Annotated in this window: 22 protein-coding genes; 17 read left to right on the top strand and 5 right to left on the bottom strand. The window is 65.2% G+C overall.

The annotated features are described in order from the left end of the window. Window positions 1-170: 170 nt before the first annotated feature. The 5 genes from E8E95_RS26875 (at window position 171) to E8E95_RS26855 (ending at window position 4,478) form a co-directional block, all read left to right on the top strand. Window positions 171-1,820 (top strand): histidine kinase N-terminal 7TM domain-containing protein, encoded by a 1,650-nt coding sequence (locus E8E95_RS26875; protein WP_280355212.1) that lies wholly within the window; start codon window positions 171-173, stop codon window positions 1,818-1,820. 154 nt (window positions 1,821-1,974) lie between these two features. Continuing rightward, on the top strand, window positions 1,975-2,985 hold the full coding sequence (locus E8E95_RS26870; protein ID WP_077524697.1) for a class 1 fructose-bisphosphatase: 1,011 nt from the start codon (window positions 1,975-1,977) through the stop codon (window positions 2,983-2,985). Between the two features lie 3 nt (window positions 2,986-2,988). Continuing rightward, window positions 2,989-3,588, top strand: coding sequence for a DUF924 family protein (locus E8E95_RS26865; protein WP_280355210.1), 600 nt, complete (start codon window positions 2,989-2,991; stop codon window positions 3,586-3,588). A 69-nt stretch (window positions 3,589-3,657) separates the two neighbouring features. Further along, window positions 3,658-3,912 carry an outer membrane protein assembly factor BamE gene (bamE, locus tag E8E95_RS26860; RefSeq protein ID WP_120654120.1) on the top strand — a complete coding sequence of 85 codons (255 nt, stop codon included), beginning with the start codon at window positions 3,658-3,660 and terminating at the stop codon, window positions 3,910-3,912. Next, on the top strand, window positions 3,909-4,478 hold the full coding sequence (locus E8E95_RS26855; RefSeq protein WP_280355208.1) for a lipocalin family protein: 570 nt from the start codon (window positions 3,909-3,911) through the stop codon (window positions 4,476-4,478). The genes bamE and E8E95_RS26855 overlap by 4 nt, the downstream gene beginning before the upstream one ends. Window positions 4,479-4,574: 96 nt before the next feature. On the opposite strand, the gene E8E95_RS26850 is transcribed toward E8E95_RS26855, so the two are convergent. Then, the gene (locus E8E95_RS26850; RefSeq protein ID WP_280355207.1) at window positions 4,575-5,939 is read right to left on the bottom strand and encodes a formimidoylglutamate deiminase; all 1,365 of its coding nucleotides are present in this window, start codon (window positions 5,937-5,939) and stop codon (window positions 4,575-4,577) included. A 180-nt stretch (window positions 5,940-6,119) separates the two neighbouring features. Between E8E95_RS26850 and hutC the strand changes: the two genes are divergently transcribed. The 12 genes from hutC (at window position 6,120) to hutG (ending at window position 20,442) form a co-directional block, all read left to right on the top strand. Beyond that, entirely contained in the window at window positions 6,120-6,872 is a 753-nt protein-coding gene (gene hutC / locus E8E95_RS26845) for a histidine utilization repressor (protein ID WP_179062545.1), read from the top strand. After that, entirely contained in the window at window positions 6,869-7,453 is a 585-nt protein-coding gene (locus tag E8E95_RS26840; protein WP_280355205.1) for a HutD family protein, read from the top strand. The genes hutC and E8E95_RS26840 overlap by 4 nt, the downstream gene beginning before the upstream one ends. Window positions 7,454-7,750: 297 nt before the next feature. Next, window positions 7,751-8,752, top strand: a complete 1,002-nt coding sequence (locus E8E95_RS26835; protein WP_280355203.1) for an ABC transporter substrate-binding protein — start codon at window positions 7,751-7,753, stop codon at window positions 8,750-8,752. 290 nt (window positions 8,753-9,042) lie between these two features. Then, entirely contained in the window at window positions 9,043-10,713 is a 1,671-nt protein-coding gene (gene hutU, locus E8E95_RS26830; protein ID WP_280355201.1) for a urocanate hydratase, read from the top strand. A gap of 167 nt (window positions 10,714-10,880) precedes the next feature. After that, the gene (locus tag E8E95_RS26825; protein ID WP_280355199.1) at window positions 10,881-12,326 is read left to right on the top strand and encodes a cytosine permease; all 1,446 of its coding nucleotides are present in this window, start codon (window positions 10,881-10,883) and stop codon (window positions 12,324-12,326) included. A 111-nt stretch (window positions 12,327-12,437) separates the two neighbouring features. Continuing rightward, window positions 12,438-13,967, top strand: coding sequence for a histidine ammonia-lyase (gene hutH / locus E8E95_RS26820; protein WP_280355197.1), 1,530 nt, complete (start codon window positions 12,438-12,440; stop codon window positions 13,965-13,967). A gap of 208 nt (window positions 13,968-14,175) precedes the next feature. Next, window positions 14,176-15,144, top strand: a complete 969-nt coding sequence (locus E8E95_RS26815) for an ABC transporter substrate-binding protein (protein WP_280355196.1) — start codon at window positions 14,176-14,178, stop codon at window positions 15,142-15,144. Window positions 15,145-15,218: 74 nt separating this feature from the next. Further along, window positions 15,219-16,070, top strand: a complete 852-nt coding sequence (locus tag E8E95_RS26810; protein ID WP_280355195.1) for a proline/glycine betaine ABC transporter permease — start codon at window positions 15,219-15,221, stop codon at window positions 16,068-16,070. Continuing rightward, window positions 16,067-16,897 (top strand): glycine betaine/L-proline ABC transporter ATP-binding protein, encoded by an 831-nt coding sequence (locus E8E95_RS26805; RefSeq protein ID WP_077524708.1) that lies wholly within the window; start codon window positions 16,067-16,069, stop codon window positions 16,895-16,897. The genes E8E95_RS26810 and E8E95_RS26805 overlap by 4 nt, the downstream gene beginning before the upstream one ends. An 11-nt stretch (window positions 16,898-16,908) precedes the next feature. After that, complete coding sequence (hutH, locus tag E8E95_RS26800; protein WP_280355192.1) at window positions 16,909-18,441, top strand: histidine ammonia-lyase; 1,533 nt, start codon at window positions 16,909-16,911, stop codon at window positions 18,439-18,441. Then, a complete protein-coding gene (gene hutI, locus E8E95_RS26795) occupies window positions 18,438-19,646 on the top strand; it encodes an imidazolonepropionase (protein WP_280355191.1) in 1,209 nt (402 codons plus the stop codon). Before hutH (E8E95_RS26800) ends, hutI begins: the two co-directional genes overlap by 4 nt. Next, the gene (hutG, locus tag E8E95_RS26790; RefSeq protein WP_280355189.1) at window positions 19,639-20,442 is read left to right on the top strand and encodes an N-formylglutamate deformylase; all 804 of its coding nucleotides are present in this window, start codon (window positions 19,639-19,641) and stop codon (window positions 20,440-20,442) included. The genes hutI and hutG overlap by 8 nt, the downstream gene beginning before the upstream one ends. A 36-nt stretch (window positions 20,443-20,478) precedes the next feature. On the opposite strand, the gene E8E95_RS26785 is transcribed toward hutG, so the two are convergent. From E8E95_RS26785 to E8E95_RS26770, 4 genes are all read right to left on the bottom strand, one after another. Then, window positions 20,479-21,438, bottom strand: coding sequence for an alpha/beta hydrolase (locus tag E8E95_RS26785; protein WP_280355187.1), 960 nt, complete (start codon window positions 21,436-21,438; stop codon window positions 20,479-20,481). Between the two features lie 15 nt (window positions 21,439-21,453). Further along, window positions 21,454-22,866, bottom strand: a complete 1,413-nt coding sequence (locus E8E95_RS26780) for an NAD(P)/FAD-dependent oxidoreductase (RefSeq protein WP_280355185.1) — start codon at window positions 22,864-22,866, stop codon at window positions 21,454-21,456. A gap of 102 nt (window positions 22,867-22,968) precedes the next feature. After that, the gene (locus tag E8E95_RS26775; protein WP_280355183.1) at window positions 22,969-23,442 is read right to left on the bottom strand and encodes an NUDIX hydrolase; all 474 of its coding nucleotides are present in this window, start codon (window positions 23,440-23,442) and stop codon (window positions 22,969-22,971) included. Then, complete coding sequence (locus E8E95_RS26770; protein ID WP_179062530.1) at window positions 23,439-23,870, bottom strand: hypothetical protein; 432 nt, start codon at window positions 23,868-23,870, stop codon at window positions 23,439-23,441. Before E8E95_RS26770 ends, E8E95_RS26775 begins: the two co-directional genes overlap by 4 nt. Window positions 23,871-23,928: the final 58 nt, after the last annotated feature.

The raw sequence follows: 23,928 nt of genomic DNA, 5'->3' as shown, positions 1-23,928 counted from the left end.
ATGTGCGAATGACCATGCAGGGATAGTGGCTTTTTGATGTATCTTTGTCCTGTCATTCCAAAGGCCGCAGCAGGCGGCTCCACGTCAGGTCAGGACGATCAGGTGCCCAGCCTCCAGCCGCTCCATCCGGAATCCCTGTCTCCCCGCGCCGTGCTCTCCGGAGCCCGGCGATGAACGCCTGCCTGGCCGGTGGCTGGAGCCTCAACGGGCCGGTGGCGCTGACCATTGCCGTCGGCATCGGTGTGGTGTTGATCGCCCTCTGGGTTCGCCGTCAGCGTCATTTCCCTGGCCGCGAGAGCTTTCTCGTCCTGCATGCCGGCATCTGCTGGTGGCTCGCGGCTGCCGGCCTGGAGCTGGCCGCACAGGGTCCGCAGTGCAAGGTGCTCTGGGCCAGCATGGCCTGGCCGGGCATCATCGGCGTGCCGACTTTCTGGGCCGTGTTTCTCTGGCAGTACGTCAACAGCATTCGCGAGCCCCTGAGGCTGCGCGCCTTCCTGCTCCTGGGTATTGGCCCGCTGGTGGCCTCTGCCATGGCGCTGAGCAACCCCTGGCACCAGCTGTTCTATGGCCCCGGCACCCTGCCGGTGGACGATACGCTGGGCGCGGCGATCCGCTACGACCATGGCCCGCTTTTCGATGCCGTGGCCGCTTACGTCTACCTGTTCATGGTGTTCTGCCTGGCCGTGGTGACCCGCGCCGCGCTGGCCAGCCAAGGCGTGCACCGCCGTCACTACCTGGCCTTCGTGGTGGTCACCTGCGTGCCCTGGGCCGTCAACCTGAGCTACGTGGTTTACGGCTGGACCCTGTTCGGCTTCGACCCGACACCCTTCAGCTTCGCCTTCACCCTGGTGGCGTTCACCTTCCTGATTCTCGGCGTGCGCCTTTTCGACCTGGTACCGGTGGCGCGCCACCTGCTGCTGGAGGAGCTGCCCGACCCGGTGCTGGTGGTCGACCCGAAGCGTCGTGTGATCGATGCCAACCCCGCTGCGTTGACGCTGGCCGGGCAACCCGGAGGCTGGCAGGGCATGACGCTTTCCAGGTGGCCGGTGTACGGCCTGGAGCTGGAAGCGATGCTGGTGGCGGCGGAAAAGGAGATGCTTCTGGTGCCGGCCAGCTCCTCGCGCTATTTCGAGGTCCGCTCCCGCGATATCGAGCGGGTTACCCGCAGTGGCACGTCCATCCTGGGACAGATGCTCTACCTGCGTGACATCACCGAGCGCCATTGCAGTGAGCTCAAGCTGGCGGAGGCGCTGGCAACCAGCGAAGAGCGCCTGCGCACCATCACCCGTCTGCACGAGCAATTGCAGGAGCAGGCGCTGCGGGACCCGCTGACCGGCCTCTACAACCGCCGCCACCTCAGCGAACTGTTCGCTCGCGAGCAGGCCCGCAGCCAGCGCGAGCGCACCCCCATCGCCCTGGCACTGATCGACCTCGACCACTTCAAGCAACTCAACGACCGCCACGGCCACCTGGTCGGCGACGATGTGTTGCGCGCGGTGGCCATCCACCTCACCGGCAACCTGCGCGGCAGCGATGCGGTGTTCCGTATCGGCGGCGAGGAGTTCCTCCTGCTCCTGCCCGGCGCCACCGGCGATGAGGCATTCGCGCGGCTGCAGGCGCTCTGCCGGGCACTTGCCGGCCAGCCGCTGCCTACCCGCGAAGGACCGCTGTCGGTGACCCTGTCCGCCGGCCTGGCGGTCTGGCCGATGCAGGGTCAGGCCCTGGAGGAGCTGATGCAGGTGGCGGATGCCGCGCTCTACGAGGCCAAGCGCAATGGCCGCAACCAGGTGAGCCGGCTCGCCGCGAGTGATGTCGATTGATGGCTGAACCAGTGGCCGACAGCAGCGTCAGATATTTTCGGGGCCTCCATGGCCCGCATTCACTGCCGTTTCAGCACCTTCCATCCCGCTGAGAGGCAATGCCATTCGACTCGCGCTAAACTGCGCGCATTTTTCCACCCTCCGGAGCCATTCCATGTCCCGCGTTACCCTGAGTCGCTACCTGATCGAGCAGACCAGAAGCCACAACACTCCTGCCGATCTGCGCTTCCTCATCGAGGTTGTCGCGCGCGCCTGTAAGGAAATCAGCCATGCGGTGTCCAAGGGCGCGCTGGGCGGCGTGCTCGGCAGCATGGGCACCGAGAACGTGCAGGGCGAAGTGCAGAAAAAGCTGGACGTGATGTCCAACGAAATCCTGCTGGAAGCCAACGAGTGGGGCGGCCACCTGGCCGGCATGGCCTCCGAGGAAATGGACAACGCTTACCAGATCCCCGGCAAGTACCCGAAGGGTGCCTACCTGCTGGTATTCGACCCGCTGGACGGCTCCTCCAACATCGACGTCAACGTGTCCGTGGGCACCATCTTCTCCGTGCTGCGCTGCCCGGATCAGTACCTGTCGCAGAACGACAGTCTGGACGAGAAGGCGTTCCTCCAGCCGGGTACCAAGCAAGTGGCCGCCGGCTACGCCATTTACGGTCCGCAGACCATGCTGCTGCTGACCCTGGGTGACGGCGTGAAGGGCTTCACCCTGGATCGCGAGCTGGGTTCCTTCGTGCTCACCCACGACAACATCCGCGTACCGGAAACCACCGCCGAATTCGCCATCAACATGTCCAACCAGCGCCACTGGGAAGCCCCGGTGAAGCGTTACGTCAGCGAAATGCTGGCCGGCAAGGAAGGCGAACTGGGCAAGAACTACAACATGCGCTGGATCGCCTCCATGGTGGCCGACGTCCATCGTATCCTCACCCGCGGTGGCATCTTCATGTACCCCTGGGACGCCCGTGAACCGGAGAAGCCCGGCAAGCTGCGCCTGATGTACGAGGCCAACCCGATGTCCTTCATCATCGAGCAGGCCGGCGGCGCCTCCACCGATGGTCGTCGGCGCATTCTCGACATCGAGCCGACCTCCCTGCACCAGCGCGTGCCGGTCTTCCTGGGTTCCAAGGAAGAAGTCGCCCGCGTCACCGGTTACCACCAGGAGTAACCCATGCAGCCCTGGCAGCCGCTACTGGACTGGTGGTTCGGCCCTGAGGCCTCCGCCAACCAGGTCGCCGCGGCGCGCCAGGGTCTGTGGTTCGGCAAGAAAGACCATCAGGACGCCGAAGCCCGTGAGCGCTTCGGTGGCCTGGTCGAACAGGCACTGGAAGGCGGCCTTGCCGACTGGAGCGCACAGCCGGACGGCTGGCTGGCGCTGGTGCTGCTGCTGGATCAGTTGCCCCGCATGCTGTTCCGCAACGACCCGCGAGGCTTCTCCGGTGACGCCCGCGCCCAGGCGCTGGTCGCCGACGGCCTGGCTCGCGGCCTGGACCGGTCTCTCAGCCCTATTCGCCAGGTGTTCATCTGCCTGGTACTGGAGCACGCCGAGGACCTCGCCAGCCAGGAGCGCGCCCTGTACCGCTACCGCCTGCTGCTGGATGGCGCCGATGCCGCCGAGCGGGCGCTGTTCGAAAACTTCCTCGATTTCTCCGAGCGCCATCGGGTCGTCATCGCCCGCTTCGGCCGCTTTCCCCATCGCAACGCGGTACTTGGTCGCGTTTCCAGCGACGAAGAAAACGCTTTCCTGCGGGAACCCGGTTCGCGCTTCTAGAATCGAATGGAACAATATTGCGACCCGCCCTCTCTGGCAGGTCGCGTTCCATCCGCCAAGGAGTGCTTCATGTCGCTGCGTACCCTCGCCCTCTTGTCCTGCTGCCTGGTGCTGGCCGCCTGCAACAAGCTCAACCAGGAGAACTATTCCAAGCTCAAGTCCGGCATGACCAAGGCCGAGGTGGAGCAATTGCTCGGCAGCCCGACCGAGTGCTCCGGCGCTGTGGGCTTCACCAGCTGCACCTGGGGTGACGAGAAGGCCTTCGTCAGCGTGCAGTACGCCGGGGAGAAGGTGCTGATGTTCTCCGGCAAGGGACTCAAGTGAAACGCGCCGGCGCGCTGCTGGCGGCCCTGTTGCTGGCCGGTTGTGCCAGCCATGGCGAAGCGCCCGCGCCGCGCACTGTGTCGGCGGTGGACCTCACGCGCTACCAGGGCACCTGGTACGAGCTGGCGCGATTGCCGATGTTCTTCCAGCGCGGATGCGCCCAGTCCGAAGCCCACTACCGCCTGCAAGGCGATGGTGAACTGGAGGTGCTGAACCGCTGCCGGACGCTTGATGGAGGCTGGAAAGAAGCACGCGGCAACGCCGTGCCGCAGGTGGAGGGGCGCACCGATAAGCTCTGGGTGCGTTTCGACAACTGGTTCTCCCGGCTTGCGCCAGGCATCGCCAAGGGCGACTACTGGGTGCTCTATCTGGACGACGACTACCGCACTGCCGTGGTCGGCAACCCGGACCGCAAGTACCTCTGGCTGCTGTCGCGCACGCCAGTGGTATCGGAGAAGACCCGCGAGCAATTGCTGGAAGTGGCGGAAGAGCAGGGGTATGACACGGACCGGCTGATCTGGCGCGTGCCGGACAGTGCCCTCAACGATTCGGCGCACCATCCGTAGGTTGGTGCCAAGCGCAGCGCGGCCCAACATCTGCCAGCCGGCGAATGTTGGGCTTCGCGTAGCTCAGCCGCAACCTACGGAAGTCTGTGTTCGGCGTTAGCGCAAGACTTCCCGCAACACCCCGGCAAACGCCTTCGCGGTTTCCACTTCGGCCGCATGTTGGCCATCGCGCACCACCCACTTCCCGCCCACCATCACGTCGCGTACCTGACGGTCGCCGCCGGCGAACAGCCAGCGGTTGAGCAGGGCGTCGCCCTCCGCCGTGGCGAGGTAGGGGTCGTTGCCATCCAGCACCAGCCAGTCGGCGCGCTTGCCGACTTCCAGGGCGCCCACTGGTTGACCGAGGGCCTGGGCACCGCCGGTCAGGGCCGCATCGAACAGGGTACGGCCGACCTGGGGCTGGTCAGCGCGATAGAGGCGGTTGCGACGCTGGTCGCGCAGGCGCTGGCCGTACTCCAGCCAGCGCAGTTCCTCCACCACGCTGACCGACACATGGCTGTCGGAGCCGATGCCAAGGCGACCGCCTTGGGCGAGGAAGTCCACCGCCGGGAAGATGCCGTCACCCAGGTTGGCCTCGGTGGTCAGGCAGAGCCCGGCCACTGCGCCGCTGGATGCCATGGAGGCCACTTCGTCCGGCTCTGCATGGGTGGCGTGGACCAGGCACCAGCGCTCATCCACCGGGGCATTCTCGTAAAGCCACTGCAAGGGACGGCGGCCGCTCCAGGCCAGGCAATCGGCCACTTCCTTCTGCTGTTCGGCGATATGGATATGGATGGGGCGCGTGCCCTGTTCCGCAGCCAGGACCGCGTTGATCTGGTCAGGTGTTACCGCGCGCAGCGAGTGGAAGCACAGGCCAAGGCGCTGGTTGGGCTGGCGGGCGATTTCCGCCTGCAGGCGTTCCTGCAGGGCCAGGTAGCTGTCGGTGCTGTTGATGAAGCGACGCTGTCCGTCATTCGGTGCCTGGCCGCCAAAGCCGGCGTGGCTGTAAAGCACCGGCAGGTGGGTGAGGCCGATGCCGGCATCGCGGGCGGCCTGGCTGACCTGCAGGGACAGCTCGGCGGGGTCGGCATAACGGCGGCCATCGACATCGTGGTGCACGTAGTGGAACTCGGCGACGCTGGTGTAGCCGGCCTTGAGCATCTCGATATAGAGCTGCCGGGCGATGATCCCGACTTGTTCCGGCGACAGCCGTCCCACGAGTCGGTACATCAGGTCGCGCCAGGTCCAGAAGCTGTCATTGGGATTGCCTGCCACCTCTGCCAGCCCGGCCATGGCGCGCTGGAATGCATGGGAGTGCAGGTTCGGCATGCCCGCCAGAACCGGGCCTTGCAGACGTTCGGCTCCGGCCGCGTCGGTATCGGCCAGGACCTGCTGGATCAGGCCATCGGAGGAGACTTCGAAGCGGACGTTGCGCGCCCAGCCCTGCGGCAGCAAGGCACGTTCGGCGAAGAATGCGGACATGGTGAGGGGCCCCTGGATGGGTGGTTTTATTTGTATATACATATACAGACGTTTGCGTGTAACGTAAACTCACCGTCAGTCGCGCACTTGTCTGGAGTTGTCGAATCCGGTACATGCCGGTGACGGGCGCCACGTTCCGGGCACCGCCAGTCCTGCCTCTTCGCCGACAAGGAGAATCTCGTGTCCAGTTCGCCTACAGCGCCTTCCTCGCTGGCCGCCCAGATGGGGGAAACCCCCGCGCCGCTCTATGCCCGCGTCAAACAGATGATCAGCCAGCAGATCCAGAGTGGCGCATGGCCGCCGCATTATCGGGTGCCTTCCGAGAGCGAGTTGGTCAACGAGCTGGGGTTCAGCCGCATGACCATCAACCGCGCCCTGCGCGAGCTGACCGCCGAAGGCTTTCTGGTGCGCATGCAGGGTGTCGGCACTTTCGTCGCCGAACCCAAGGGTCAGTCGGCCCTGTTCGAAGTGCATAACATCGCCGAAGAGATCGCCGCCCGTGGCCATCGCCATCACTGCGTGGTGGTCAGCCTGGTCGACGAGGTGGCGGGCCCAGAGCGGGCGCTGGCGCTCGACCTGCGCGAAGGACAACGCGTATTCCACTCGCGCATCGTGCACTTCGAGAACGATGTGCCGGTGCAGATCGAAGATCGCTTCGTGAATCCCGCGGTCGCCCCCGATTACCTGAAGCAGGACTTCACTCGCCAGACGCCCTACGCCTACCTGTCTCAGGTCGCGCCACTGACCGAAGGCGAGCATGTGGTGGAAGCCATCCTGGCCGACGCTGATGAATGCAAGCTGCTGCTGATCGAGCGCGGCGAGCCTTGCCTGCTGATTCGCCGGCGTACCTGGTCCGGACGCAATACCGTGACCAGCGCGCGCCTGCTCTATCCCGGTTCCCGCTACCGCCTCGAAGGACGTTTCGGTTCATGACCCAATCCCGCCTGCTGCGTGCCGCCGACTACCCCCGTATGCCGTGGAAGAACGGCGCCGGTTCCACCCTGGAAATCGCCCGCGATGCCGGCGACGGTCTCGACGGCTTCGGCTGGCGGTTGTCCATTGCCGACGTCGGCGAGTCGGGCGGTTTCTCTGCCTTCACCGGCTACCAACGGGTGATCACGGTGCTTGAAGGTGCCGGTATGCGCCTTGCGGTGGATGGGCAGCAATCCCGCGACCTGACCGCCCTCGACGCCTTTGCCTTCGATGGCGGCAGCACCGTGCATTGCGAGCTGATCGACGGCCCGATCCGTGACTTCAACCTCATCTATTCGCCGCAACGCTATGCCGCGCGTCTGCAATGGCTGCGGGTCGATGGCGAACATAAGCTGTTCAGTGCTGCCAGCACCTTGCTGCTGTTCGCCGCTGAACCGGGCGTCAGCCTCACCTTTGATGGCCAGCGCTCCGAAGTGCTGGGCCAACATGATTGCCTGCATCTGGAAACCACCGGCGCTCTGGCCGAGCTGAAGCTGGATGGCACGGCCGCGTGCTGCCTGATCGAGCTGATGCCTCGCTAAGGCAGGCGGCCGATTCATTTTGTAGGGGCGAATTCATTCGCTATGTCTGCGTTAGCTGTTGCCAGAGATCGCCCATCGGTCCAGGAACCTTGTAGGAGCTAGCTTGCTAGCGAAAAGGGGCTATTCGCTGGCAAGCCAGCTCCTACGGGCAATTCAGCTACTTGCACGCTCAATGCAGACACAGCGAATGAATTCGCCCCCACAGTAGAAGCCTTTTCGCCGCTCCGTAATCGGGCATGACCGCGCCACAGGGTCTACACCTAACCTGTCGCCCGCCACGCCTCTCGGAGCTGCCCCATGCCACGCCACAGCGTCCTCGCTGCCATCGCCCTGTCGCTGGTGCTGCCCACCTCCGCCTCCGCTGCCGAATGTCCTTATCCCAAACCCGTGGTGCTGGCCGGGCTGAACTGGGAAAGCGGCATGTTCACCACCGAAGTGCTGCGCTATCTGCTGGAGAAGGGCTACGGCTGCAAGACCGATGTGCTGCCGGGTAACACGCTGACCATGGAGAACGCCCTGCGGCAGAACGATATCCAGGTGATCGCCGAGCAGTGGGCCGGACGCAGCGAGTTGTGGCGCAAGGCCGAGGCGGCGGGTGAAGTGTTCGCCGTGGGCGAGCCGGTCAAGGGCGCCACAGAAGGTTGGTGGGTGCCGGATTACCTGGTGAAAGGGGAGGGCGCGCCCGCTGCCGACTTGCGTTCGGTGAGCGACCTGCCGCGCTTCAAGGCGCTGTTCAAGGACCCGGAGTCGCCCGGCAAGGGGCGCTTCTACAACTGCCCCACGGGTTGGACCTGCGAAGGGGTCAACACCCAGAAGCTGAAGGCCTACGGCCTGGAAGACAGCTATGTGAACTTCCGCACCGGAACCGGACCGGCGCTGGATGCGGCCATCACCTCGGCGATCCGCCAGCGCCAGCCGATTCTCTTCTACTACTGGTCGCCCACACCGCTGATGGGCCGCTACCAGCTGGTACAGCTGGAAGAGCCGCCTTTCGACCAGAAGGCCTGGGAAACCCTGATCGACCCGAACAACCCCAAACCCATCGGCACCCGCTCGCTACCGGCGAAGATCTCCATCGGTGTGTCCCGCGAGTTGCATGAAAAGGCACAGCCCCTGGTGGACGCCTTCGCCAAGCTGGAAATCCCCCTGCCGCTCTTCAACGGCATTCTGGCGCGCATGGCGGAGGAGCATGCCGAGGCTGCGCCCGTGGCCGTCGACTTCTATCGCCAGCATCGCGATGTCTGGTCGCGCTGGGTGCCGGCGGACGTCGCGCAGCGAATCGATGCCTCCTTGAAGTAGTTGTTACCTAAGGCCCCAGTTCGGGGCGCGCCTGCTTCGAAAGCGGGCGTTTCCCCTGCGCGGTAACAGTTTTTCCGCTGTCTGCTTCTTCACTTGTCTATACATCTTGCTGCGCTGTAACCCTTGCGCCGCAAGGCTTTCCCCTGCCTTTGCCACTCGCCTGAATGGATTTGGCCCCTAGCTTGCATATGCTTGTATGTACAAGTTTATATGTGTGCAGATGTGCACTGCTTTTCCCGCGCAGTCAGGCAGTAACGTTGCCACCGCAACCACCCTACGAGGAGCCAGGCATGACCAAATTCCGTGACACCGAAATCCGCGCCCCGCGTGGCAACAAGCTGAACGCCAAGAGCTGGCTGACCGAAGCGCCGCTGCGCATGCTGATGAACAACCTCGACCCCGAGGTAGCGGAGAACCCGAAGGAGCTGGTGGTGTATGGCGGCATCGGCCGTGCCGCGCGCAACTGGGAGTGCTACGACAAGATCGTCGAGACCCTGAAAGAGCTGAACGAAGACGAGACCCTGCTGGTGCAATCCGGCAAGCCGGTCGGCGTCTTCAAGACCCACGCCAACGCACCGCGCGTGCTGATCGCCAACTCCAACCTGGTACCCCATTGGGCGACCTGGGAACACTTCAACGAACTGGATGCCAAGGGCCTGGCCATGTACGGCCAGATGACCGCCGGTAGCTGGATCTACATCGGCAGCCAGGGCATCGTCCAGGGCACCTATGAAACCTTCGTCGAGGCGGGCCGCCAGCACTACAACGGCAACCTCGCCGGTCGCTGGGTACTCACCGCCGGCCTCGGCGGCATGGGCGGCGCCCAGCCCCTGGCCGCGACGCTGGCTGGCGCCTGCTCGCTGAACATCGAATGCCAGCAGACCAGCATCGACTTCCGCCTGCGCAGCCGCTACGTCGACGAGCAGGCCACCGACCTGGACGACGCCCTGGCGCGCATCGCCAAGTACACCGGCGAAGGCAAGGCCATCTCCATCGCCCTGCTGGGCAACGCTGCTGAAATCCTGCCGGAACTGGTGCGCCGTGGCGTACGCCCGGACATGGTCACCGACCAGACCAGCGCCCACGACCCGCTGAACGGTTACCTGCCGATCGGCTGGACCTGGGAACAGTACCGCGACCGCGCACAGACCGAGCCGGCTGCCGTGGTCAAGGCTGCCAAGCAGTCCATGGCCGTGCATGTACAGGCCATGCTCGACTTCCAGAAGCAGGGCGTGCCGACCTTCGACTACGGCAACAACATCCGCCAGATGGCCAAGGAAGAGGGCGTGGCCAACGCCTTCGACTTCCCCGGCTTCGTCCCGGCCTACATCCGCCCGCTGTTCTGCCGTGGCATCGGCCCGTTCCGCTGGGCTGCCCTGTCCGGTGATCCGCAGGACATCTACAAGACCGACGCCAAGGTCAAGGAACTGATCCCGGACGACGCCCACCTGCACCGCTGGCTGGACATGGCCCGCGAGCGCATCAGCTTCCAGGGCCTGCCGGCGCGTATCTGCTGGGTCGGCCTGGGCCTGCGTGCCAAGCTCGGCCTGGCCTTCAACGAAATGGTCCGCAGCGGTGAGCTGTCCGCGCCCATCGTCATCGGCCGCGATCACCTGGACTCCGGCTCGGTCTCCAGCCCGAACCGCGAAACCGAAGCCATGCAGGACGGTTCCGACGCCGTTTCCGACTGGCCGCTGCTCAACGCCCTGCTGAACACCGCCAGCGGCGCCACCTGGGTCTCCCTGCACCATGGCGGCGGCGTGGGCATGGGCTTCTCCCAGCACTCGGGCATGGTCATCGTCTGCGACGGTACTGACGAAGCCGCGGCACGCATCGCCCGCGTCCTCACCAACGACCCAGGCACCGGCGTCATGCGTCATGCCGATGCCGGTTACCAGATCGCCATCGACTGCGCCAAGGAACAGGGCCTGAACCTGCCGATGATCACCGGCAAACGCTGAGGTCGAGGCCCATGCGCAGATGTCAGCTCCAGGATCGGAGCCTTGCGCATGGGCCCTATGCCCGCAATGGAGGCGCCGCAGAGCGCCAGGCAGGCAAGACAGTTCTCGAATCTGCACACGGACAAAAACAAGAGATCGTCACTACAGCCGTATCGGAGAACAGTTAGATGACCCAGTCCCACGAGCCTTCGGCCAAGCCCCTGATCGAACGTCGCTCGATTGATTACATTCCAGAGGCCGAGCGCCACGGTCGCCTCTACAGCCAGTTCACCCTGTGGCTGGGCGCCAACCTGCAGATCACCGCCATCGTCACCGGCGCGCTTGCCGTGGTGCTGGGCGGCGACGTGTTCTGGTCGCTGATCGGCCTGTTCATCGGCCAACTCTTCGGCGGCGCGGTGATGGCGCTGCACGCAGCCCAAGGGCCCAAGCTCGGCCTGCCGCAGATGATCTCCAGCCGGGTGCAGTTCGGTGTTTATGGCGCGGCCATCCCGATCGTCCTGGTGTGCCTGATGTACCTCGGCTTCACCGCTACCGGCACCGTGCTTTCCGGTCAGGCCATCGGCCAACTGCTGAGTGTCAGTGACAGCGCCGGCATCCTCATCTTCGCCGCCGTGATCGTCCTGGCCACCGCGTTCGGCTACCGCGTGATCCACTACATCGGCCGCATCGCCAGCGTGCTCGGCATCATCGCGTTCATCTACCTGTTCAGTCGCGTCATGGTGCTGAGCGACATCAGCGAGCTGCTGCAGAACCGCCACTTCAGCTGGTCCAGCTTCCTGCTCGCGGTGTCCCTGGCCGCTTCCTGGCAGATCGCCTACGGCCCCTACGTGGCCGACTACTCGCGCTACCTGCCCAGTGGTACCTCTTCCGTGAAGACCTTCCTCGCCGCCGGCCTCGGCTCGGTGATCGGCGCTCAGGTCGCCATGGTGCTCGGGGTGTTTGCCGCCGCCATGGCCAATGGTCAGTTCGCCGGCCGCGAGGTGGCCTACATCGTCGGTCTGGGCAGCACCGGCGCTGTCGCTGCGCTGCTGTACTTCAGCATCGCCTTCGGCAAGGTGACCATCTCCACCCTGAACTCCTACGGCAGTTTCATGTGCATCGCCACCATCATCAGTGGCTTCCGTGGGCACATCGAAGTGTCGCGCGCCCAGCGCCTGTGCTTCGTGATCGGCATCGTGGGCGCCTCCACCCTGGTTGCGCTGCTCGGCCAGCATTCGTTCCTGGGTGCGTTCAAGTCCTTCATCCTGTTCCTGCTGGCCTTCTTTACGCCCTGGAGTGCGGTGAACCTGGTGGATTACTACTTCATCACCAAGGAGCGCTACGACGTACCGGCGCTGTCCGATCCCAATGGCCGCTACGGCCGCTGGAACATGCCGGGCATCATCGTCTACACCATCGGCGTGCTGGTGCAGATGCCCTTCATCTCCACCAAGCTCTACACCGGGCCGATGGTGGCGCACCTGGACGGCGTGGATATCTCCTGGATCATCGGCCTGGTCGTACCCAGCGTCCTCTACTACCTGGTTGCTCGCCGCAGCGCCCGGGCGGTGCCGGAGCACATGGTGCTGCCGGCGGATTCCATGAACCTGAACAAGGCCGCCAACGGCGCTTGAGTCGGGTATTCGAAACGGGATGCGGTGTGATCGCCGCCTCCACTTTTTAAAGCACGTCGCCAGCGGAAGGCGGCGGCGGACAAGGCCGAAAAGCGGCCAAGGAGAACCTCGATGAATATGAATCTGAAACCAGGCCAACTGACCCTGGCCGACCTGCGCAAGGTGTACCAGCAGCCCCTGCGGCTGACCCTGGACGCCAGCGCCGGCAAGGCCATCGACGCCAGCGTTGCCTGCGTCGAGAGCATCGTTTCCGAAGGCCGTACCGCCTACGGCATCAACACCGGCTTCGGCCTGCTGGCCTCGACCCGCATCGCCCCGGCCGACCTGGAAAAGCTGCAGCGTTCGCTGGTGCTGTCCCACGCCGCCGGTGTTGGCGAAGCGCTGGATGACGCCATGGTGCGTCTGATCATGCTGCTCAAGGTGAACAGCCTGGCGCGTGGCTTCTCCGGCATCCGTCGCAAGGTGATCGATGCACTGATCGCCCTCGTCAACGCCGAGGTCTACCCGCATATCCCGCTGAAGGGCTCGGTAGGCGCTTCCGGCGATCTCGCGCCCCTGGCGCATATGTCCCTGCTGCTGCTCGGCGAAAGCAAGGCGCGTCACAAGGGCCAGTGGCTGCCGGCGACCGAGGCCCTGGCCATTGCCGGGCTTGAGCCGCTGACCCTGGCCGCCAAGGAGGGCCTGGCCCTGCTCAACGGCACCCAGGTCTCCACCGCCTATGCCCTGCGTGGCCTGTTCGAGGCTGAGGATCTGTTCGCCGGCGCTACCGTCTGCGGCGGTCTCAGCGTCGAAGCCATGCTCGGTTCCCGTGCACCCTTCGATGCGCGCATCCATGCCGCCCGTGGCCAGCGCGGCCAGATCGACGTGGCGGCCGCCTACCGTGAACTGCTCACCGCCAGCAGCGAAATCGCCCGCTCGCACGAGAAGTGCGACAAGGTGCAGGACCCGTACTCCCTGCGCTGCCAGCCGCAAGTCATGGGCGCCTGCCTGACCCAGTTGCGCCAGGCTGCCGAGGTGCTGGAGATCGAATCCAACGCGGTCTCGGACAACCCGCTGGTGTTCGCCGAAGAGGGCGATGTGATTTCCGGCGGCAACTTCCATGCCGAGCCGGTGGCCATGGCCGCTGACAACCTGGCGCTGGCCATCGCGGAGATCGGCTCGCTGTCCGAGCGTCGTATCTCGCTGATGATGGACATGCACATGTCCCAGCTGCCGCCCTTCCTGGTGGAGAACGGCGGGGTCAACTCCGGCTTCATGATCGCCCAGGTCACCGCCGCCGCCCTGGCCAGCGACAACAAGGCCCTGGCCCACCCGGCCAGCGTCGACAGCCTGCCGACTTCGGCCAACCAGGAAGACCACGTGTCCATGGCGCCGAACGCCGGCAAGCGTCTCTGGGCCATGGCCGAAAACGTGCGCGGCATCCTCGCCATCGAATGGCTGGGTGCCTGCCAGGGCCTGGATTTCCGCACCGGCCTGAAGAGCTCGCCGAAGCTCGAAGAAGCCCGCGGCCTGCTGCGCGCCAAGGTCTCCTACTACCAGGAAGACCGCTTCTTCGCCCCGGACATCGAAACGGCAAGTGACCTGCTGGCCAGCGGATGCCTGAACGCGCTGGTCCCGGCAACGCTGCTGCCGAGCCTGTGAACCTGAAGTAGGGAGCGGGAGGGTGGGGCGCACGCGTCCTGCCCCGGTCGGGAAGACCGCAACTGCTTGAGGTACCCGGGACGATCACGAGTCGTCACCGGTCGTCAAAACAACAATTGCCAGTCACTGGCACCGGGAGCCGGCACAACCGGCTTCTGTCGATGAACGAACTGCCTTAACCCTTACCAAGTTTCAGGAGCGTCGGAACATGCAATTCAAGAAGCGAGTGTTGGGCCTCATGTGTGCAGCGGGTCTGCTGGCCGGGGCGGCTTCCGCCCAGGCGGCGGGCTGGTGTGAATCCGGTAAGCCGGTGAAGTTCGCCGGGCTCAACTGGGAAAGCGGCATGTTGCTCACCGACGTGCTGCAACTGGTGCTGAAGAACGGTTACGGCTGCGAGACCGACAGCCTGCCGGGCAACTCCATCACCATGGAGCAGGCCCTGGGCAACAACGACATCCAGATATTCGCCGAGGAATGGATCGGCCGCAGCGACGCCTGGAACAAGGCCGCGTCCGCCGGCAAGGTGGTGGGCGTGGGTGCACCGATCGTCGGCGCTACCGAAGGCTGGTACGTACCGCGTTACGTGATCGAGGGCGACGCCAAGCGCGGCATCGAGGCCAAGGCGCCGCAGCTCAAGTCCATCGCCGACCTGGGCCAGTACGCCGAACTCTTCCGCGACCCGGAGGAGCCGGGCAAGGGGCGCTTCTACAACTGCCCGGCTGGCTGGACCTGCGAGCTGGACAACAGCGAAATGCTGAAGAGCTACGGCCTGGAAGAGAAGTTCACCAACTTCCGCCCCGGCACCGGCCCGGCCCTGGATGCGGCCGTGTTGTCGAGCTATCGCCGTGGCGAGCCTATTCTTTTCTATTACTGGTCGCCGACGCCGCTGATGGGCCAGGCGGACCTGGTCAAGCTGGAGGAGAAGCCCGGCGTGGACAAGAGCGTGACCATCCAGGTCGGCCTGTCCAAGACCTTCCATGACGAGGCCCCGGAACTGGTGGACGTGTTGAAGAAGGTCAACCTGCCGATCGACCTGCTGAACCAGAACCTGGCGAAGATGGCCAAGGAGAAGATGGACTCGGCCGACCTGGCCAAGGTTTTCCTCAAGGAGCACCCGGAGGTGTGGCACGCCTGGGTCAGCGAGGATGCGGCGAAGAAGATCGAAGCCGCCCTCTGAGGCTGAGGCAGTCCCCCTATCACGGCCCGCTCTTCGGACGGAAGAGAGGGCCCATCACCTGACCGGAGCGAGCCATGTTCCCTGAACGCTTCACCTTCTCCATCGCCGATTGGGTCAACAGCTGGGTCGACAGCCTGGTGACCAACTACGGCGACGTGTTCCGCCACATCTCCGACACCCTGCTCTACGCCATCGTCTACCTCGAAGGCCTGCTGCGCGCCACACCCTGGTGGCTGGTGCTGATCGTGATCGCCGGGATTGCCTGGCACGCCACTCGGCGCATCCTGCCGACGGTGGTGATCACCGGTCTGCTGTTCCTCGTAGGCGCCGTGGGGCTCTGGGACAAACTGATGCAGACCGTGGCGCTGATGCTGGTGGCCACTTTCATTTCGGTGCTGATCGGCATTCCGCTGGGCATCCTCGCGGCCCGCAGCGACCGTTTGCGTGCGGTGCTGATGCCACTGCTGGACATCATGCAGACCATGCCCAGCTTCGTGTACCTGATCCCGGTGCTGATGCTCTTCGGCCTGGGCAAGGTGCCGGCCATCTTCGCCACCGTGATCTACGCTGCGCCGCCGCTGATCCGCCTGACCGACCTCGGCATCCGCCAGGTTGACGGCGAGGTGATGGAAGCCATCAACGCCTTCGGCGCCAACCGCTGGCAGCAGTTGTTCGGCGTGCAGTTGCCACTGGCGATGCCGAGCATCATGGCCGGCATCAACCAGACCACCATGATGGCCCTGTCGATGGTGGTGATCGCTTCCATGATCGGCGCCCGTGGTCTCGGCGAGGACGTCCTGGTGGGCATCCAGACCCTCAACGTCGGCAAGGGCCTCGAAGCGGGCCTGGCCATCGTCATCCTGGCCGTGGTCTTCGACCGCATCACCCAGGCTTACGGCCGTTCGCGGCACGCAGCCAGCAAATGAGTGGCGAGAACATGAGCAAGATCGTCGTCAAGAACGTATTCAAGATCTTCGGCCAGCGCGCCGACGAAGCCCTGGCGCTGATCCAGCAGGGCAAGAGCAAGGCGGACGTGCTGTCCAACACCGGCTGCGTGGTCGGGGTCAATGACCTGTCGCTGTCCATCGGCGCGGGCGAGATCTTCGTGATCATGGGCCTGTCCGGTTCCGGCAAGTCCACCCTGGTGCGCCACTTCAATCGCCTGATCGACCCCACCAGCGGGCAGATCCTGGTTGATGGCGAAGACATCCTGCGCTACGACATGGAAGAGCTGCGCGAATTCCGTCGCAAGAAGATCAGCATGGTGTTCCAGAGCTTCGGCCTGCTGCCGCACAAGTCGGTGATCGACAACGTCGCCTACGGCCTCAAGGTGCGCGGCGAGACCAAGGAATACTGCCTGGAGCGCGCCCAGCACTGGATCACCACCGTGGGCCTGAAGGGCTACGAGAAGTCCTACCCGCACCAGCTTTCCGGCGGCATGCGCCAGCGCGTCGGCCTGGCCAGGGCGCTGGCCTCGGACACTGACATCATCCTCATGGACGAAGCCTTCAGCGCCCTCGACCCGCTGATCCGTGCCGACATGCAGGAGCAGTTGCTGGAGCTGCAGAAGACCCTGCAGAAGACCATCGTCTTCATCACCCACGACCTCGACGAGGCCGTGCGCATCGGCAACCGCATCGCCATCCTCAAGGACGGCCAACTGATCCAGGTTGGCACGCCGAAAGAGATCCTCCATCAGCCGGCGGACGATTACGTCGATCGCTTCGTCCAGCGCCGCGTGGCCAATCTGTAAGGAACAGCTGAATGTCGTTACCCGAGAAAGTCCTGCTGGGCGATTCGCCGTTGAACTGGCGCCAGGTGGTGGCGGTGGCGCGCCACGGCGCGCGCCTGGAGCTGGCGCCGTCGGCCTGGGCGCGCATCGACAATGCCCGCGGCATCGTCGACCGCATCGTCGAGCGGGGCGAGCGCGCCTACGGGATCAGCACCGGTCTCGGCGCACTCAGCGAAGTCGTGCTGACCGCCGAGCAGTTCGCCACGATGTCCCGCAACACCCTGCTCAGCCACGCCTGCGGAGTCGGCCCGGTGCTGGCCGAAGAGCAGACCCGCGCCATCATCTGCTGCGCCATCGCCAACTACAGCCACGGCCGCTCCGGCCTGCAGCGGCAGGTGGTGGAAGCGCTGCTTGCGCTGCTGGAACGCGGCATCACCCCGCAGGTGCCGTCTCAGGGGTCGGTGGGCTATCTCACCCACATGGCCCACGTCGGCATCGCCCTGCTCGGCGTCGGCGAAGTGAGCTATCGCGGTCGCGTAGTGCCCGCTGCCGAAGCGCTGTCGGCCGAAGGCCTCGAACCCGTGCGTCTGGGCGCCAAGGACGGGCTCTGCCTGGTCAACGGCCTGCCTTGCATGACCGGTCTGACCTGCCTCGCCCTGGATGATGCCGAGCGCCTGATGCGCTGGGCCGATGTGATCGGCGCCATGAGTTTCGAAGCCCTGCGCGGACAGATCGCCGCCTTCGATCCGGACATCATCGCCCTCAAACCGTACCCCGGCGTGCAGGCGGTGGGCGCCAACCTGCTGGCTCTGTTGGCCGGTAGTGAAGTGATCGCTGCAAGCAAGGGTGTCCGCACCCAGGACGCCCTGAGCATTCGCTCCATCCCGCAAGTGCATGGCGCCTGCCGAGATCAGCTGGCCCATGCCGAGAAGCAGGTGGATACCGAACTGGCTTCGGCCAACGACAACCCGCTGCTGCTGGGGACCCCGGACAGCTACAAGATCGTTTCCCAGGCCAACCCCCACGGGGAGTCTGTGGCCATGGCAGCCGACCTGCTGGCCATCGCCGTGGCCGAGATTGGCGGTATCGCCGAGCGCCGCCTGGATCGCCTGGTCAACCCGCTGGTCAGCGGCCTGCCGGCATTCCTGGTGAGCCAGCCCGGGGTCAACTCGGGAATGATGATCGCCCAGTACGTCGCCGCTGCCCTGGTCGGGGAAAACCGTCAGCTGGCGCAGCCGGCCGTTGTGGATAACTTCGTTACCTCCGGCCTGCAGGAAGACCACCTCAGCCTCGGCACCAGCGCCGCCCTCAAGCTGGGCAAGGCGGTTGAGAATTGCCGCCGTATCCTTGCCATCGAATATCTGTTTGCCGCCCAGGCTTTCGAGTTCCACAAGCCGAGGGGCTTCGGTGTCGGCACATCGGCCGCGTGGGAAACCCTGCGCGAACAGGTGCCGGCTTATGACCAGGACCGTTGGCTGGCACCGGATATCGCCCGTGCCACCGACCTGCTACGTGACGGTGCTGCGCTGGAAGGGATTTCCGTTCGCACCGGAGGCCTGCAATGAAACACCTCTGGCACAACTGCCACGCCGCCACCATGCGGGGCGGCAAGTACTCGATCATCGAAGATGCCGTGCTGCTGACCTACGCCGGGCGCATCGAGTGGATCGGCCCGCGCGCTGAACTGCCCGCCATTCCCTACGATGTCGAAGTCGATCTCGGTGGCGCCTGGCTGACTCCGGGACTGATCGACTGCCACACGCACCTGGTGTTCGGCGGTGACCGCAGCCGCGAGTTCGAACAGCGCCTGGAAGGCGTCAGCTACGCCGAGATTGCCGCCCAGGGCGGCGGCATCGCCAGCACTGTGCGCGCCACCCGTGAGGCCAGCGAGGAGGAGCTCCTGGAGAGCGCCAGCCGTCGTGCGCGCCAGCTGCTGCGCGATGGCGTCACCACCCTGGAGGTGAAGTCCGGTTACGGGCTGGACCTGGCCAGCGAGCGCAAGATGCTGCGGGTCGCCAGGCGCCTGGGCGAGACCCTGCCGATCACCGTGCGCGCCACCTGCCTGGCGGCTCACGCGCTGCCGCCGGAATACGCCGGTCGCGCCGATGATTACATCGACCACATCTGCAACGAGATGCTGCCGGCGCTCGCCGATGAGGGGCTGGTGGATGCGGTGGACGCCTTCTGCGAACACCTGGCCTTCTCTCCGGCCCAGGTGGAACGCGTCTTCAAGGTCGCGAAGACGCTCGGTTTGCCGGTGAAACTGCATGCCGAGCAGTTGTCCTCCCTGCATGGTTCCGCCCTCGCCGCACGCTATCAGGCGCTGTCGGCGGACCACCTGGAATACATGACTGAGGACGACGCCATCGCCATGGCTGAGGCCGGCACCGTTGCCGTGCTGCTACCGGGCGCCTTCTTCCTGCTGCGGGAAACCCAGCTGCCGCCCATCGATGCCCTGCGCAAGCACGGTGTGGCGATGGCGGTGTCGACCGATCTCAACCCCGGTACGTCCCCGGCGCTGTCACTGCGGATGATGCTGAACATGGCCTGCACCTCCTTCCGCCTGACCCCGGAGGAGGCGCTGGCCGGCGCCACGTTGCACGCCGCGAAGGCCCTGGGCCTGGCCGACAGCCATGGCAGCCTGGAGAACGGCAAAGTGGCCGACTTCATCGCCTGGGACATCCAACGCCCGGCGGAACTCGCCTATTGGCTGGGCGGCGACCTGCCCAAGCGGGTGATTCGACATGGACAGGAGATCGACTGTGGATAACGTACTGAATTTCAGTCGCGGCAACGCTCCATTGCTGATCAGCATGCCGCACCCCGGCACCCACCTGACCCCGGCGGTGGAAGCCGGGATGGTGGAAGCTGGCTGGGACCTCACCGACACCGACTGGCATATCCCGCGCCTCTACGACTTCGCCACCGAGCTGGGGGCGAGCACGCTGGCGGCGCAGTATTCGCGCTACGTCATCGACCTGAACCGCCCAGCCGACGACAAGCCGCTCTATGCCACCGCCACCACCGGCCTCTACCCCGCGACGCTATTCGATGGCGAGCCGTTGTACCGGGCGGGCGAGGAGCCTTCCGCGGCGGAGCGGGCGCGCTACCTGGCGGATATCTGGACGCCCTATCACCAGACCATCAGCGATGAGCTGGCGCGGATGAAGGACGAATTCGGCTACGCCATGCTGTTCGACGCCCACTCCATCCGCTCCTTTGTCCCCCGCCTGTTCGATGGCCGGCTGCCGGACTTCAACCTTGGCACCAACGCCGGCGCCAGTTGCGATTCGGGTCTGGCCGATGCCCTGGTGGCGGTTTGCGCCGACGCGCAGGACTACAGCCACGTGCTCAATGGCCGCTTCAAGGGTGGTCACATCACCCGCCACTACGGCCAGCCGGACCAGCACATCCATGCCGTGCAGCTGGAGCTCGCGCAGTGCACCTACATGGATGAGCAGGTGCCCTTCGACTACCGCGAGGACCTTGCGGTGCCGACTCAGGCGGTGCTGGAGAAGCTGTTGCAGGCGATGCTGGCGTGGGGGCAGCAGCGCTACGGCCGCTGACCTCCCTGACAGGCAACGGTGAGTGCCGTCGTTGCCTCAAAGGGCGCGGAGGAAATCCAGCATCAGGCTGCTGACTTCCTCCGCCCGCTCCTGTTGAATCCAGTGCCCGGCGCCATTGAGAAGGTGGCAGCCGCGTAGCCCGGGCAGCGTTCGCGGGAACGCGGCGATCAACTGGGGAATGACCGGAAAAGCGAGCACCGAGTCCCGGGTTCCAGCCATGAACAGCGACGGCTGGCGGATGATTCCGCCGCGCCACGGTGCCATGAGTTCGCTGGAGAGGCGCATGGTCCGGTACCAGTTCAGCCCACCGCGAAAACCGCTTCGGCGAAATGCCTGCACGTAGTAATCGAGGTCGTCTTCAGTGAGCCAGGCCGGCAGCACGTCGGGCTCTTTCATGTGGCCCAGGAAGCCCTGGCCGGGCTGCAGGCGGCCGAATGCCGGCAGGCCCTGCCAATCACCGGAACCGCAGAAGAGCATGCGGCGGAAGGTTGCGCTGACATCCCGCTCCAGTTCGGCTTCCGCCACGCCGGGGGCCTGGAAGTACTGCATGTAGTAATCCTGGATGCCCCGCTCCTCCAGCAACTTGAGGATGTCCGTCGGGTCGGGTGGCGCGAAGGGCACGCTCATGCCGATCACCGCGCGAAACAGGTCCGGCCGCAGCAGGGCGGCGGTCCAGGCCACCATGGCTCCCCAGTCGTGCCCGACGATGACCGCCTGGCGCTCCCCCAGCACCCGCACGAGGTCCACCATGTCCCCGACAAGGTGCAGCCTGGAGTAGGCCTCCACGGCTTGCGGGGCGTCGGTTCCGCCGTAGCCGCGCATGTCCGGGGCGACCACCTTGAAGCCAGCCGCCGCGAGGGCATCGAGCTGGTGCCGCCAGGCGTACCACAGCTCCGGGAAGCCGTGGCATAGCAGCACCATTGGCCCTTCGCCCTGCATCGCGACGCGCATGCGGATGCCGTTGACGGTGAGGGTTTCCAGCGTCGGGGTGCCCATGTCCACGCCTTCTGCTCAGGCGAGCAGCGCCATCAGCCGGGGCAGGTTCACCGCTGCCTGCTGCCGGGCGAGGGTCAGCTCGTGGAGCAGGGCATGGCGCTCACTGTCGTCCGGCCGGACGTCGCGTACCACGGTGGTCATCAGGAACAGGCGGGAGCTGAACAGCCATTGGGTCAGGGCCTGGTTTTCGCGCCAGCGCTGGAAGTTGCCCAGGTAGACGCCCCATACCCTGAGCCAGTCCTCCGCAACCCGTGGCACCGGGACCGGCTGGCAGCAGGCGTTCTTCGCCGCGTCGTCGGCCAGGTGAAATTCGACGTAGGCGATCAGGGCGGCTGAAAACACCGGCTGGTTGTTGCTGACGAAGGTCAGGTTGATCCTGTTCCCGTCGAACACCTGCGCCACGCCCCAACCGGCCAGGCCGTTGGCGCTGCAGTCTATGAACAAGGCCCCTACGGGCACCTCGATACTGCCACCGTCCAGTAGAACCCTTCCTGGCTCGATCGCCTCGACATGGCCCAGCCGAACCTTGTGTCCGATGCCACGCAGGGCGTTCAGCTCGCTTCGGGTAACGGTGGCGCCGCGATAGGCCCGTGGCGTGACGGAAGGATCGATACGCAGCAGCTGGCCCGACTGTTCAAGCCGGTCGAACAGGTCTGCGAGCGAAGTAGCGGCGCCAAGGGCCGAGTACTGCGCGGTGACGCCACGCACGCACTGCTCGAAGTATTCGAGGCCGGGTTGCAGGGTGGCGCGATCCACCAGCCAGGGATCGCTGGGCATGATCCAGTGGATCGCCTCCGGCGTCACACCGTTCTGCAGCAGCCACAGGCAGGTATCGATGCCGGTCTTGCCGGACCCGACCACCACATAGGCGGGATGTGGCTGGCGGATCTGTGGCAGCGCGTTGGGTGGCACGCAGGTTACCTCGGCAGCCACCCGGTATTTCGGCGGATGAGTGGCAGGCACCTGGGTCTGGGCGTGCGTGGCGTCGACCAGTTTCCGCCGTACCTGTACGCGATACTCAGCGCCGCCAAGCAGGGAAACGAAACGATGGTCCGCTGCGCGATCCCCGACGTAGTCGCACATGGGGAAGTAGCGCACTCGCCCCGAAGGCAGGAACCGCTGATTCATCACTTGCTCGTAATAGCTGAGGATTTCCGTGCCGGAGGCCAGTTCGAAGAGGTTCTCCCCCAGCGCGGAGCTGTCTTTCTTGCCACTGCCCAATTCACGGGAATTCACGCCGTAGCAGGCCGAGGGCTGGTGAAGCCGGACGAAGGGGTAGGCGTCGTTCCAGTGGCCGCCGGGCTGGGCGTGGCGGTCCACCATCAGCACGGTGGCGTCGGATTCGCTGAGCAAGGTATCGACGAAGGCCATCGCCGCGGCGCCGGCGCCGATCACCAGATAGTCGGTCTCCAACAGGTCCGGGCGCATGGCGACTGTCCTCGCGAAAGTGGAAGCCCCCAAAACCCCAAGGCTAGCCCCGTGAACCCGGCACTCCAGATCAAGAGCTGATTGCGACGATAGCCAAGGGCTCTAGCGCTGCAACCCCAGGTGACGGATCACCACCTCCTCGGCCGCCACCCGTTCCCACACATCATCCAGCAACTCGGCCGGGTAGAAAGGCAGGGCGGCAAGCGCCTCACGGCTGATCCAGCCCACTTCCCTGATCTCGAACTCGTCGCCACCCAGGCCGTTCAGGTTGGCCAGGCTGAGTTCGCCGCGCCAGGCGTCGATCCGGTAGAACAGTTCCATGTGGAAGCGCCCCATGGCCGGTTCGGAGAATTCGCGGACGTAGACCAGCGGGCCGACGTCGACGTCGAGTCCGGTTTCTTCCCTGAACTCACGGCGCACCGTATCGCGGGTGCATTCGTCGCTGACCGATTCGAAGCCGCCGCCTGGCGGGATCCAGTAGGTATCGCCGCCGACCACGTGCTTGACCAGCAGGATGCGGCCCTCGTGTACCAGCAGCCCGGCAGCGCGGATGCGATGGGTGAGGGGAGTGCTCATTGCCAATCCATCCGGGCGAGCTTCCACTCACCATCGTCCAGCCACCACTCCAGCTTCACCCCGTAATGGCGTGCGCTGTCGGGAATCAGCCCCTCGGCACCCGTGAGCGCCACCTGGGCATCCGTGTAGCCCTTCTCGCGGTAGGTCGGGTCGAGGCTGTTCGCCTTGCTGAGGGCGAGCACGCTGACATTCTTGTGGCGCATGAACAGCAGGGTCATGGTGCGCTTGGCCCAGTCGCGGTCGTTCTGTTGCTGGGCAATGAACTGCGGGTGCAACTGCTCCAGCACCGCAGCGGTTTTCTTCGCTTCGAGGTTGTCCTGCAGTTGTTGCACCGCTGCATCCAGCTCCGCTGCCGGGTCGTTCCGGCCACAACCGGCTAGGATTGCCAGAACGCATAATGTCGGCAGAGCGAACTTCCTGAGTAGCATGCTGAACTCCTTTTTCCTCGTTATGATGCCCGGCAGATTAAAAGGCCGGACTCGCCCA

The organism is Pseudomonas sp. BN414 (assembly GCF_029871275.1).
GTDB classification, from domain to species: domain Bacteria; phylum Pseudomonadota; class Gammaproteobacteria; order Pseudomonadales; family Pseudomonadaceae; genus Metapseudomonas; species Metapseudomonas resinovorans_C.
Note: the sequence above shows the minus strand (reverse complement) of the source record. Positions and strands in the feature narration are given on the sequence as shown.